This window comes from Paenibacillus sp. OK060 (genome assembly GCF_900101205.1).
GTDB lineage: Bacteria > Bacillota > Bacilli > Paenibacillales > Paenibacillaceae > Paenibacillus > Paenibacillus marchantiae.
In genome coordinates this window covers 587,885-601,427 of the sequence record NZ_FNFR01000003.1, presented here as the reverse complement: position 1 = coordinate 601,427, position 13,543 = coordinate 587,885, and the positions used below count along the sequence as shown (strand labels likewise).

Here is a 13,543-nt window from a genome sequence, read left to right as displayed (position 1 = left end):
TTATTCCGGTTATTGATAGAAACAAGGCACAGATTGTTGCCTAAAATCCGGTAGAAGAGAGGGAATACGATATGACACAAGACCAGAATGAAGAGAACAAAGCCATTCAAGACGACGAACCGGATCAATTTGAAACCCCTGCACGTACCGATGGTAAAGAATCCGATGAGGACACTGAGGCAGAGGATACGGAAAAAGAATAAACTGAACTGTTTATGATTGGACTAGGCATAGTGTTGTTGAAGCCAATTACACCAAATTTTAAATATACGTCATACCCGAGGTCGGACCATCGTTCGGCCTTTTTTTGGTATTTATTTACCGATCCGGTTTACAACAATTACCTATAACCCTCATAATAGGAGTGAACCACATTTTTCCTAAGGAGGAGATCGTATCAAAAATCACAAGCTATTGAAGTGGATTGCCGTACCACTCGTTTTGATGATGGTTACGCTTACGGGATGTCAGGCCGTAGGTGGCGTAGATATTAGCAAAGCCGTTGTCAACAGCACAACCGTCAATTCCGGTGAATCCAAACAGTCGATGCATATAAAAATTGAACCTACAGCAAACCTCGTCGATGAGGATGCGCTTCAAATGATTGAACTCATTAATTCCGTTTCATTGGATATTGAAGATGCCAAAGTGAAGGACTCCAACACGGCGTCTGTCAAAGGTACACTGAGTATGCAAGGAAAGAAATTACCTTTCCATCTGTCGATGGATAAATCGGAAATGGTCATTGATGTAGACGGAGCGCAAAAGCCTCTATACATATCTTTGGAGGATGACACACTTCCTATGCTAGATACGAAGGCGTTGGAGAAGCAGATCGAGGAGCTTTCCCCGAAATTGCTGACCTTTGCGCTGAAGCATTTGTCCAACCCGAAAAATATTTCCGTAACGCCGGTACAGGAATCGGTTAACGGTGAATCGCTGAGCCTCTCCAAGCTGCATGTGGAGATCAGTGGAGAAGAGCTTCTTGCCATGGTTAAACCGTTTCTGACAAGTGTTGCTCAGGATGAGCAAGGACTCAAGGATCTGATTGGAGATCTGTATGATGTGTTCTACCCTATCCTCGTTACATTCAACACGGTTGATATTGGCGACGGCAGTGCCCTTCCTTCTACGATTAGCGAATCACGGGATGCCGAAGTTGCTTCATTGTATGAAATGATTAAGGGCGGTCTTGACGAGATTCTTGCCAATTACGACAAGGAACTAGCCAACTTGTTGACCGAAACACCTGAATTGAAGACGGTGTTCGGAACTGAGACCAATCTCAAATTGGACTTTTATCTGGACAGCGCACTGAATATCCGTAAACAGAATTATGATTTCAAAGTAGCGTTGCCTGCTTCTGAAGATCTGCCGATCAAATCGGTATCCGTATATGGTGACAGTGAACTGTGGAATATTGGTGGACCAGTAACTGTGGATGCCGTGGACAAAACGGCTGGTGCAATTGATCTGATGCAGGGAGATATCACTCCAGGTCAGATGTTGCGCAATTTTGATTCCAATTCACTTGTGTATCAGCTGTTGAAAGATGAAGCGGGAATCACCCGTAAATATGTCATGTTGTATCCGGACGACGAAACCTATGGCGCAGTCACTGTTAAAAATACAACATTTGTTCCTCTTCGTTATCTGTCCGAGGAATTGGATGCTGAAGTGAAATGGACCAAAGGGTCGGATAAAATCGTCGTTATTGACGATATCACCGGCGATGAGATTGTCCTGACTGTGGGTTCCAAGAAGGCCACCGTTGCAGGCAAGGAAGTAACAATGGTCGAACCTGCTTATGTGGGCAAAAACGGCAAAACTTACGTCCCGCTGCGCTTTATGGCCGAATCTCTTGGAGCATCTGTAGATAAGGAAAAAGAAACAGGCTGGATTTTCATCGACCGGCCATAAGTAAGATTTGTATGTGAGTCTTAGGTTGAGAGGGGATTTCAGAGTATGCCAGATTTCTCGTAATGATCATGAAAGAACACAATGAAAAAATTCCGTTAGACCATTAACGGGATACGTGTGTCCTTTTTGACCCATTACGAGGAGCTTCGGCGTTTCTGAAATGATGAAACGAATCGGGGAGTGCCTCTATTGGAGGTGCTCCTTTTTGTCGTGCCATCCCAAATAAATCCCCAGAGGTGTTATATATGAAAAGTCAATTAATCATCCAATCCAGTTCGATTACATTACGTCCACTAACGCTGGAAGACCAGTACGCGCTGTACGCATTAACCCGACAACCGGAAATCACGGATATTCTTCCCGAATGGAGGATGACAGAGGAACAGCTGCATGGTTTTCTGCAATTTGTTGTTGGCAGTTACGAGCAGTTCGATCCGAAAGATGTACGGGTCATGCTGGCTGTTGTACACAACAAAGATCAGCAAATCATTGGCTGGTGTGGTGTGTTTCCCAATGACATGCTGGATAGTGATGATCGTGAAGTGGCTTACGCCATTTCACGGGATTATCGGAATAAAGGGTATATCACAGAAGCAGTGAATGCCTTAACGACATACTTATTTGAACATACTCTATTGGATCGAATTGTGGGTATTGTAAAGCCGTTTAACCAGCCTTCACGCAAGGTGCTTGAGCATGCTGGATTTCGTTATGTCTCTCGCAGAAAACTTTCGGATCAGGCAGACTACGATTATTTTGAGCGACATAAAGTACAACCGGCACCAGCATCTTCACTGGGGCTGCAATCTCTAGTTCAGCTTCGTCGTGCACGCCATGAGGATGCTGAAGTGCTCACGGAGATATGCACCAGAGCCTTTGATCATGCGATCAGGGTCTGGGCTAAAGGAGACACAGTTCCGGACAGCAACCTTTGTCCACCAGGCTATTCGTCTGTTCGTATGCACAGTTACGTGATCCGTGAATGGGACTATTACGTTATAGAATGGGATGGATGTACCATTGGTGGAGTCAGTGTCAATGTATTGGGAAGCAGGCATGCGAGACTGGATAAAATCTTTATTGATCCCGTTTGTCATGGTCGGGGTATAGGATCTCAGGTCATCAGGCTTGTTGAGGCCGAATTCCCGGAGATTGGGATATGGAAGCTGGAGACGTCGGGAAGACAGCGGGATAATCATCATTTTTATGAGAAAATGGGTTATATCTGTCTCTATGCGTCTGAAGATGAATATGGATATGAGAAAATCATAACAATAGAGCCTGTGATTCAGCTCCCATCCGAGGAAATATCCAATGTTAAGGATGAGACGGTTACTGAATTTTACCAAGCTGATCTGGATTCACTTCGCTTCAGCACCAGCAATCTTCGGGATATCCGGATGACCGATTGCAACCTGAGTGGGGGCAAATTCACCAATCTGAATATGACCAACATATTATTGGCCGATTTGCGTTTAACAGATAGCAAGGTTGAATTCTGTGCTTTGGATGGTGTTCATTTTCAGGATACACACCTCGGCGCAGACAGAGCACCCATGCGTTGGGAGCATTGTGACCTCAAGGGCAGTCATTTCAATGACTGTAATCTATCCGGCGTACAGTTGGAACAGTGTCAGGTGGCAGGAATGAAGATTAATGGCGTGGCTGTAGAGGAGTTACTTGCTGCGTATGAATCCATGAAGGCCAAAAGATAATTTACTTATAGCGAAATAGAGAACGCCCGTTTCCGACCTTTGTGTCGGAAATGGGCGTTTTTTTGATGTTACTTTGTAAACAGTCAGCTATGCTGCAAAGCCTGCGGCTTTTTGCTAAAGCCGGTGCTTCCCGCGGTAAAGCCCATCTGTTGGTAGAATTCATGCGCAGCTTCACGATCCGGGCGATTGCCGCTGTTTAGAGACAAGGAATCCACGCCATGAGTGGCTGCCCATTGTTCTGCTTCCAGAATAAGCTGACGACCGATGCCGGAGCTTCTGAACTGGTCATGCACGATAAGAGCCATAATACGGCAGTGTCTTCCGTTTTTTTCATATAGATAAGATGTTTGGAGGCCAATCAGTCCAACGACACGGCCACGGACCTCGGCAACCAACGTTGCAAAGTTTGAATCCGCAGCGATGTGCGAATAACGCTCCTTCATCTCGGCATACGTGGTTGGGTAACCGAGTTGATCCATAAGAATGACCATATCTTGCAGATCTTCAGAGGAACTGTTACGAATCGTTACATTCAGACTCATGATCGAGTTGCCTCCTTTTGGCGTTCTATTAACGAGAGATCAATAATGGAATCCAGCAAACTGGCAAAGGAGATACCAGCAGCGGCTGCACTTTTGGGCAGCAGGCTATTTCGGGTAAGACCTGGCAACGTATTCACCTCAAGCACATAGGGCATGCCATCCCGAATCATCATGTCCACGCGAGCATAGACACTACATTTCAACACCCGGTAACAGGTTAATGCCGCAGCTTCTACACGTTTATGCAAATCCGCAGGCAAATGGACGACCTGCTCCTCAGCGCCGCCATCATTATATTTGGAGGTGTAATCGAAAAAATCGGCATTTGAACGAATCGAGATAACAGGAAGCATCTGACCATCCAGAACGGCGCAGGTAATCTCCTCACCCTCAATATATTGCTCAATCATGACGACTTCGTCCCAGACGAGAGCCGCTTCTACAGCCGCATGAAGAGCCGAGGGTTCTTGCACCACTTGCGTGCCGATACTGGAACCGCCTGAATTGGGCTTTACCACAACGGGATACGTTAACTGCTGCACAGCGACTGATGACAATTCATCCAGACTGCTTACCTGAAGCCACTCGCCAGTAGGTACACCCGCATGCTGGATGAGGCGTTTGGACATATCTTTGTCCATGCATACGCTGCTCGCGAGGACACCACAGCCTGTGTAAGGAACACCCAGCGACTCCAACGTACCTTGAATCGTACCATCCTCGCCGTATTTGCCGTGCAGAGCGAGCAGTGCCACATCCAATCCTGCGGCTTTGTCAATGAGATCTCGTTTGCTGTTGATCTCCACCGGAATAACCTCATACTTCTGTCCATCCAGATGGTTCATCATCTCCCGTCCGGTGAGCAGAGAAACATTCCGCTCCGAAGATGTGCCACCCATTATCACGCCAACTTTCATGTGAATCCTCCTCATTTCATTTGAGCAACCGTCTCGCCAATGATGCGAATACCTTTGCGAATGTTCTCATCGCTGACTCGGGAGAAGCCCAAACGCATCGTGTTTTGTCCCTGGCCTGGTTCAAGATAAAAGGTATCCCCGGGCATGAAGGTAACGCCTTTTGCCTTGCAAGCCGCCAGCAGCTCCCTCGTGCGGTATTCTGGTGGAAATTGTACGAACAGGTGAAGTCCGCCTTCACCGGAAACCCGGCACATTGGCAGATACTGCCGCAAGCAACGGACCACCAGTTCATATTTTCGCTTGTACTCTGTACGGGCCCGCTTCAAATATTTCTCGAAATTGCCGTTGCTCAGATATTGATAGAGCAGGGACTGGTCCAGCGTCGAGGTATGAATGCTGCGCGCCCGTTTCATGCTTTCCAGGTAATCAATCAGCGCCGCATCCGCAATGACCCAGCCTACACGCAGTCCCGGAAACAATATCTTGGAGAAGCTGCCCAGATACACGAGTCCGTTCCCTTTGCCCACACTGGCAATCAGAGGGGAGACATGGGAACCGGAATAGCGCAGTTCCTCGTTAAAGCCGTCTTCAATAATCGGCACCTGGTACTGGTTCATCAACCGAATGATCTCTGTCCGTTTGGCAGGTGATGTGACGATCCCGGTTGGATTGTGGTAGGAGGGCACGAGATAGGCCAGATCATACGGGTTGGCTGCAAGTTCCCGTTCCAACTGCTTTAGGTCCAGACCATCTGATTCCATATCCACACCGGTGAGATGGAATTGATGAAGTCTCAGATTTTTAACAGCGGTATGATGTGTCGGGTTTTCACACAGGGCCCTGCCACTTTTTTTGCGAAGTGCGCCCAGTACCAGATCAAAACCTTCCGTAAATCCGTTGGTAATCAGAATATCCTTGCCGGTTAGGTCGACACCTTTATTTTCCATATAGCGCAGCAGATACTTCATAAGAGGCCTGTAGCCTTGCGCATATCCGTAATTCAGCAGCACTTCCCCTTCAAGCGACATCCGGTCGAGAAAGGCTCTTTTGACATTGTGCATGTCGAACAGCTTCTCATCCGGCGCGATGCTGGTAAATGAAATCTCACCACGCTCTGAGCCAGAGCCATGTTTCATCAGATCATACTGCTCTGCCTGGATTGCATAATCGCTGACACGTTCGTTCCAGTCCAGCTGCCACCCGGATGTTGCCTCAGGTGCATCAATGGTGGAGCTTACGTAATTGCCTTTGCCTTTGACCGCGTAAATCAGGCCTTCCTCCTCAAGTTCAGCATAGGCCAGCAGAATCGTGCTGCGGCTTACTTTCATGAGTGTACTGAGTTCGCGGGTGGAAGGAAGCTTTTGTTTGGCTTGCAGGCCGCCTTTGAGCATCAATCGCTTCATATAATCTTTGACTTGTATATATACAGGGCGGTCCTCCGTCAGTTGCAGATCGGAATACATCCCATCACTCCCTTATTTGCTATCTTGCCATATTATAACCCCCGCAGAAAGAACCACGATACCTCTGTTTCCCTGCGGAGGTGGTTGGTTGTTTGCGCAAACGTAAAAAAGCCCTGGCATCATGCCGGGCTGGGGTGAAACGTGATCCATCTTTTATAGTGCTGCTGCTTATAACTTTCTAGGTTGGCGTTGCATGACTAGTCTCTCTAGGATCGATAGCTATCTGTCCTTCTACGTGTGTCTATTTACTCTCGTACGGCTATAATTGCAGGCTTTCTAGGTCAATCCAGTTCTATACTATCTTCGTAAATCTAGGATCTTTCTACGTTTGCTTGCTGCAAGGGTCGAATAGATGATGAATCGTAACACTATAAGGCTAGGTTCTTGCTAACTGTACTCTTGTCGTGCGCACGTAACAGAATTCAGTATGAAAAAGATGATCAATCATAGGGTACAATAGACGGAAGTAGATATAAAGACATATGTCTTAGTGCCCAAATTCTTCCTCATACCCCTATAGTACCACTTTGAATCAGGGAAGTTAACCTTTTTTTTGAAATATTTGTCGTAATAGTTGAAAAAAGCTTGAATCTTGCTTCTTATTAATGAAATGGTTTCCCTTTATAATATATGATAGGATGTAAACCTATAGATAATGAGGAAGTGAACCTATTGATTAATATTACTGTGCCAACACCAGATGTCACCATCACGAAGCAGGCTGATCCACAGCTCAGCCACATCTACGGATTCACCGATTTCCACCTGATTACACGGGAACAGGGCGGTATCTTTATGTTTTACAATGCCGCTGATGAGTTGTTATTTGTCGGGAAAGCACGAAAATTAAGACCGCGCATCAAGAAACATTTTGAAGATACCGTATCACCAATGAAGTCACACCGCGAGGAAGTAACCACCATTGAAGTGTGCGTTATTGAAGATCCGGTAGATCGCGAAATTTACGAGACCTATATCATCAACACGATGCGTGCGAAATACAATATAGATAAAGTGTTGTACAAATAAGTATCTCGAATATGCCCCAAGAGCGATAAGAATTGGAATCAAATGATGGAAAGTGCTGAATAAAGCGTAAAGTATTCTTCGCAAAGTTTTGGGACATATAGCCCATGCCTTGCGTCAACAGACAAGGATGTGATCTCCGGATTGCATCCCACGTCTGCCTGGAAGCATTAGAATTTATATTTTCAATATGCAATTTAATATGTAGTTCGTAGAAATGGCAATGTAGAACGTAGAGATGGTAGTACAGGATTAACCAAATACATAGAAGAGGTGATTGTTTTGATCGGACGTAGCGGTAACCCCACACTCAAAGATAGTACGTTTGAAGACTCCAGAGGCTATGGAGATGATCGATATCAGACTAGAATGACGATTAACGGTACGGTAAACAAGGCGTTTATTACGCTGGTAATCCTGCTGGGCAGTGCATTTGCATCTTGGATGATGTTTTTCAATGGGCAGGAAGTGCTTCCTCTTGCATATGGAGGGGCGATCGTCGGATTTATCCTCGCATTGATTATTTCATTTAAACCTGTTGCGGCGCCTTACCTTGTGCCGATCTATGCCGTTGCGGAAGGGATGTTCCTCGGAGCACTCTCGGCTACGTATGAATACTTGTATAACGGCATTACGCTGCAAGCTGCTTTGCTGACCATGGCCGTCTTTATTGCTCTGTTGATGGCATACAAGACAAGATTGATCAAAGCTACGGAGAATTTCAAGCTGGGGGTTGTCGCAGCAACCGGAGGTATCATGATTATGTATCTCCTCAGTTTTGTTCTTGGTTTTTTCGGGATTACCGTTCCCTATCTGCATGACAACAGCCTGATCGGAATCGGCATTTCTGTCGTCATCGTCATTGTGGCCGCACTGAATCTGGTACTTGATTTTGATTTTATTGAAAGTGGTGCCGACAACGGTGCTCCGAAATATATGGAGTGGTACGGTGCATTTGGATTGATGGTTACGCTGGTATGGCTGTATCTAGAAATTATTCGTCTACTCGGCAAGCTGCGGAGCCGGGATTAATTCAATTCAAATTTTTACAAACTTAATGTTGCAAAATTCGTCATCAAAAGCTAACTCGTGCCCAAAACACGCAGTTAGCTTTTTTGCCTTTTACGGGATTGTCTTAACATCGAACTGTGTACATTCTTCCATATATGGATTGACTGTATGGAAAAGAATGTGATATTTTAATTGATAATGATTATCATTTTCGTTAGTCTAATATAGTACCGGCTGTATTGCCCTGTACATTTCATATCAAACCGATCAAGCAGATCGAAAGGAGTGGCCTCATGTTACTGGAAAATGATTCGCAGACCCCTGCGCACTTACCCGTTGCCGGCCGCAGTCCCAAGACGGATCTTGCCAAGGTAAAAGTATATATGGATGAGCACTATGACGAACCATTGTCTATTGCGGATCTCGCCCACAAAGCCAATATCAGTGCGAAATATTTCGTGGACCTGTTCAAGAAGACCTACGGGCAGAGTGCAATGGAATATCTGACCGATCTTCGCATCAATCGTGCGAAACGATATCTGAAAGAAACAGGATACAAACTTCGTGAAATCGCGCTGAGAGTGGGCTATAGCGATGAGTATTATTTCAGCCGCAAATTTAAAAAAGAAGTGGGCGTATCTCCTTCGGATTATGCCAAAAATGCGAGAATACGCATCGCCACCTGCTCCTCCAGCATTATTGGACAGCTGCTGGCGCTTAATGTCATGCCTGTCGCTGCGCCGATTGACCCCAAATGGACCGCTTATTATTATAACGCGCACCGAACAGAGATTCAGTCACACTTGAGACTGACAGACCCGTATACCAGCTTGAGATTTGAAGCCAACGTGGAGCGTTTGGTTCATATCCGGCCGGACGCTATTGTCGGTACGGATCAGATCAGTGATCAGGATCAGGCCAAACTGGCTGAGATTGCACCTTGTTGTTTTGTACCGAAGTATCACTTGGATTGGCGTGCGCAGTTACGCATGATTGCTGCTTTTTTGGAGCGGGAAGAACAGGCAGAGCAGTGGATTAGCGTATACAATCAGCGAGTCGAGAAGGCACGGGATTCCGTAAAACAGAAAGTGGGGCGAGAGAAGGTCATCGTTGTCCGGGTGTATGGTCAGCACCTTTATCTGTATCGAAATCCGGGCATTGAAGAGGTGTTGTACAATAATGGATTACAACTGGAGACGTTTCCCGATGTTCAGGCCAACACACGGTTAACATTGGAACAACTGGCTGCGCTAAATCCAGATCGGATTCTTGTTATGGTGTGTCCTGAGGCCGCATCGAGGGCGTATTGGCTTAGTCTACAGCACTCGCCGGTATGGCGTCAGCTTAAGGCAGTAAGGCAATACCAGATTCATCTGATCACAGGTGACCCATGGTTTGACTACTCTGCCGTAGGCGTGATGCGCATGCTGGATGAAGCGCTCCTGATTTTCACGGGATATTGTCCAAATGTATATCTGGATAACGTCCATGGTGATTCCCGGGCTACATGACATATAATCCATCTATCTAAATGAGAATGTTTATCAAGGGGGATATGTCATGTTTCAACAGAAAAAAGGTAACGGACAAAGTTCCGTTCGTCCATTTCGTAGTACCGGTTTCTCGGCCTTGCTCGTACTGGTATTGATTACGGGTCTGCTGTCTGCCTGTGGTTCAAAATCAGAAGTTGAGGGAGAAGCACAGAAAGAGCAGCCAACAACGGAGGCTTCCACCACGGCCTCATCAGGGACTGCTGTAACCGAAGAGAACACGGAACAAACCAAAGGAGAACGAACTGTCAAAGATGATCTGGGACATGATGTTATCGTTCCTGAGCATACGGAGCGTGTTTTTGCACCTTATCTGGAAGACTCTCTGCTGACGATAGGCGTTAAACCGGTAGCTCAGTGGGCAAGTGGTACGCAAGGCCATGTTTACCTTAAGGACCAGTTGAGCGGAGTGCCAACACTGGATTTCTCCAGTGGTTTGCCTTCTCCTGAAGCACTAATGGCGTACAATCCGGATTTTATTATTCTACACACGGCCCAATATGCTGAGAACGGTGTATATGAGAGTTATTCGAAAATTGCACCAACCTACGTATTTACGAATGCTTCGGGTGATGTAGAGAAGTCTTTGCAGGTGATCGGTGATCTGCTGGGCAAAACGGCTGAGGCCGAAAAAGCCATTGCAACATATCATGCGAAGGTAGATGATGCTAAGGCCAAGCTCGCCAAAGTTACCGAAGGCAAGAAAGCAGCGATCATTCGTTTTGCACCTCGCGGGATCAGCATGATGGGTGGTAACTACTTTAGTGGTTACGTGGTATATCACCAATTGGGGCTTGGAAAGCCAACACTGGTACAAACGGAGAACAGCGCAACGGTATCGACCGAGGTGTTGCCTGAGATTGATGCCGACTTTATTTTCACGGTGGAACAGGGTCCGGGGAGCATGAAGGAAATGACGGATACCAAAGTATGGAACAGCATGCCAGCCGTTAAAGCTGGAAATGTGTACGCAGTAGAGCCAGCTCCGTGGCTGGGCGGTGGATTGATTGCTTATGGTCATGTCATTGACGACACGCTGAAGGCGTTGACCCAATAATAGAGACAATCCATTGATGTATTGATCGAAATATGAGAAATGTAGCTCCCTGCGGAGTGCCAGAAGCCGGACAAATTCCAGCGTTTCAGGTATTCCGTGAGGGAGTTTTTTTATTTTGAGGGGTAACCAAGTCGGTTACAGAAATGTGGAAATATGGAGATAATCAAAATCATTTCTGGATATCGTCCATGGGACAGCCGGATTTACTCTCTTATAATTGGTAATGAGAATCAATCTCATACATTTCAATAATATTATTAAACATAACAGTATAAGTTGAGTTTATGAACTACACAGAAACGGAGACGTCAGAAAAAACCTGGAGAAGCGAAGCGTTCGCCTGAAAGCTTTCTGAAAGAAAGCTACGTCGAAAGCATAGGCTATCTCCGGATTTCTCCCTTTATAAGAGGGGATAGAGGAAATCTGGAGATAACAGCGATTGGAAGGTTATTCTGACGGTGGAGTGTATGTGTAATTCAATATTCAACTTATATACGCAGAACAACGAGGAGGAACCATCCGTAATGACGTTTCAGCCCAATCAACCCGCATCTGGCACCCTTGAACATATCGCACGCAGTACAGTACAGATTCCCCGTGCCGAACAATGGACCATGAAATCGCGCAACGGCAATCATGCCTATCAGATCATGGTATTCCAACCGGCAGAAGCACCACCGCCTTCGGGATATCCGGTGATCTATCTACTGGATGCCAACTCGGTGTTTGGCACGATGGTCGAAGCCGTCCGTGTACAGGGCCGCAGACCGGAGAAGACCGGAGCACTTCCGGCCATTGTTGTTGGCATCGGGTATCCAACGGCCGGTCCTTTTTCACCGCACCGTTACTATGACTTTACCCCGCAGACCACAACGGAATATACCCAGAATTCGGATGGAACACCTTTACCAAAACAGGGTGGAGCCGATGAATTCTTGCAGTTTATTGAAGAAGAGCTGAAGCCGGATATGGAACAGCAGTTCAGGATTGATCGGAGCAGACAGGCTATTTTTGGTCATTCCCTTGGTGGATTGTTCGTGTTGCATACGCTGTTCAAGAAACCGGAAGCTTTTCGCTATTACATTGCGGGCAGCCCTTCGCTTCACTGGAATCAGAACGTCATGCTGGCGGAGGAACAGGAATTTGTCGCACGGCTGGAGCAGCATCCCGTGAACGTCAAGGTGTGGATTGGCATGGGTGAACAGGAGAAGACACATCCTGCGCGCAACAATGATAAGGCTTCGAGTCTTACAGAACGGTTGTCTGCGCTGAATCAGCCCGGTCTGGACATTAAATATACCGAGTTTGAAGAAGAAAACCATGTATCCGTATTGCCGTTTCTGATTAGTCGTACGATGCGTTTTGCCTGCAGCCCGGAGTCATAGGAGGAAAGAGACGACAGTATTTCTCAATCAGAGGTATCGGTATGGGAGATTGGGCGAAAGGCAAGTGGACCGAAATGTGACGGATTTACGGATGATCCAATCAGGTTCAGCAGGCTAACATATCTCTCCAATAGGAGAGGGAGCAGTAATGCAAGGGAGGAACAGGAGTGAGTTACACAGGGATTGATGGAAAAGTAGCCGTAGTCACCGGTGCTGCGCAAGGCATCGGTGCAGCCGTGGCGAGATTGCTTGCCGAGCAGGGCGCTATTGTTGCAGCTGTCGACATACGAGAGGATCAGTTGAATCAACTGGTCACAGATCTGCATAGTCAGGGTTATCAAGCAACAGCCTGTCCTGTGGATATATCTAATCGTCAATTCGTCGAAGATGCAATCCAGCGTATTGAGGAGACATTAGGTCCGATTGGCATTCTGGTGAATGCAGCGGGAGTACTATACACGGGGGCTGTGAGTGAGCTTCGCGATGAAGAGTGGACAAGAACTTTTGACGTGAATACACATGGTGTATTTTACATGTCACGTGCTGTGGTGCGATACATGGCCGAACGTCAGTCGGGGGCGATCGTTACTGTCGGTTCAAATGCTTCTGGTGTGCCCCGGATGCATATGTCCGCCTACGTAGCCTCCAAAGCGGCTTCAACCATGTTCACCAAATGTTTGGCTCTTGAATACGCCTCAGATCATATCCGCTGTAACATTGTATCTCCAGGTTCGACGGATACCGATATGCAGCGTGCATTGTGGGCGGATGAGCAGGGAGCACAGGCAGTTATCGCGGGTTCCCAGCAAGCATACCGACTGGGCATACCACTGAACAGGCTGGCGTTGCCATCGGATATAGCGGATAGTGTGCTTTTTTTGGTATCGGATCAGGCTAGACATATTACGATGCATAACTTGTGTGTGGACGGAGGCGCCACGCTAGGTGCCTGAATCA

The 13,543-nt window shown here is 46.8% G+C and carries 12 protein-coding genes; 9 read left to right on the top strand and 3 right to left on the bottom strand.

The window, feature by feature from the left end; translation table 11 throughout:
* Nucleotides 1-71: 71 nt before the first annotated feature.
* The 3 genes from BLS14_RS33175 (at nt 72) to BLS14_RS14320 (ending at nt 3,635) form a co-directional block, all read left to right on the top strand.
* Nucleotides 72-203: a hypothetical protein gene (locus BLS14_RS33175; RefSeq protein ID WP_256336468.1), complete on the top strand. Its 132-nt coding sequence runs from the start codon at nt 72-74 to the stop codon at nt 201-203.
* A gap of 211 nt (nt 204-414) precedes the next feature.
* Nucleotides 415-1,920 carry a copper amine oxidase N-terminal domain-containing protein gene (locus BLS14_RS14325; RefSeq protein WP_256336467.1) on the top strand — a complete coding sequence of 502 codons (1,506 nt, stop codon included), beginning with the start codon at nt 415-417 and terminating at the stop codon, nt 1,918-1,920.
* 245 nt (nt 1,921-2,165) lie between these two features.
* A complete protein-coding gene (locus tag BLS14_RS14320; RefSeq protein ID WP_090809262.1) occupies nt 2,166-3,635 on the top strand; it encodes a GNAT family N-acetyltransferase in 1,470 nt (489 codons plus the stop codon).
* Between the two features lie 83 nt (nt 3,636-3,718).
* Here the strand turns inward: BLS14_RS14320 and BLS14_RS14315 are convergent, their stop codons facing one another.
* The 3 genes from BLS14_RS14315 to BLS14_RS14305 are packed head-to-tail and all read right to left on the bottom strand — an operon-like array spanning nt 3,719 to nt 6,557.
* Nucleotides 3,719-4,177: a GNAT family N-acetyltransferase gene (locus BLS14_RS14315; RefSeq protein WP_063565877.1), complete on the bottom strand. Its 459-nt coding sequence runs from the start codon at nt 4,175-4,177 to the stop codon at nt 3,719-3,721.
* Nucleotides 4,174-5,094 (bottom strand): D-alanine--D-alanine ligase, encoded by a 921-nt coding sequence (locus tag BLS14_RS14310; RefSeq protein ID WP_072733833.1) that lies wholly within the window; start codon nt 5,092-5,094, stop codon nt 4,174-4,176. The genes BLS14_RS14315 and BLS14_RS14310 overlap by 4 nt, the downstream gene beginning before the upstream one ends.
* An 11-nt stretch (nt 5,095-5,105) precedes the next feature.
* Nucleotides 5,106-6,557, bottom strand: coding sequence for a MocR-like pyridoxine biosynthesis transcription factor PdxR (locus BLS14_RS14305; RefSeq protein WP_090952449.1), 1,452 nt, complete (start codon nt 6,555-6,557; stop codon nt 5,106-5,108).
* Between the two features lie 672 nt (nt 6,558-7,229).
* Between BLS14_RS14305 and BLS14_RS14300 the strand changes: the two genes are divergently transcribed.
* The 6 genes from BLS14_RS14300 to BLS14_RS14275 all read left to right on the top strand — a co-directional run bounded on the left by BLS14_RS14300 (nt 7,230) and on the right by BLS14_RS14275 (nt 13,539).
* Nucleotides 7,230-7,586 carry a nucleotide excision repair endonuclease gene (locus BLS14_RS14300; protein WP_090952446.1) on the top strand — a complete coding sequence of 119 codons (357 nt, stop codon included), beginning with the start codon at nt 7,230-7,232 and terminating at the stop codon, nt 7,584-7,586.
* Nucleotides 7,587-7,865: 279 nt separating this feature from the next.
* Entirely contained in the window at nt 7,866-8,615 is a 750-nt protein-coding gene (locus BLS14_RS14295) for a Bax inhibitor-1/YccA family protein (RefSeq protein WP_063565881.1), read from the top strand.
* A 272-nt stretch (nt 8,616-8,887) separates the two neighbouring features.
* Complete coding sequence (locus tag BLS14_RS14290) at nt 8,888-10,105, top strand: ABC transporter substrate-binding protein (protein WP_090952443.1); 1,218 nt, start codon at nt 8,888-8,890, stop codon at nt 10,103-10,105.
* A gap of 49 nt (nt 10,106-10,154) precedes the next feature.
* Nucleotides 10,155-11,201 (top strand): ABC transporter substrate-binding protein, encoded by a 1,047-nt coding sequence (locus BLS14_RS14285; RefSeq protein ID WP_090952440.1) that lies wholly within the window; start codon nt 10,155-10,157, stop codon nt 11,199-11,201.
* Between the two features lie 524 nt (nt 11,202-11,725).
* Entirely contained in the window at nt 11,726-12,586 is an 861-nt protein-coding gene (locus tag BLS14_RS14280) for an alpha/beta hydrolase (RefSeq protein WP_064641626.1), read from the top strand.
* Nucleotides 12,587-12,753: 167 nt separating this feature from the next.
* Entirely contained in the window at nt 12,754-13,539 is a 786-nt protein-coding gene (locus tag BLS14_RS14275; RefSeq protein ID WP_090952438.1) for a 2,3-dihydro-2,3-dihydroxybenzoate dehydrogenase, read from the top strand.
* The last annotated feature ends 4 nt before the right edge of the window (nt 13,540-13,543 follow it).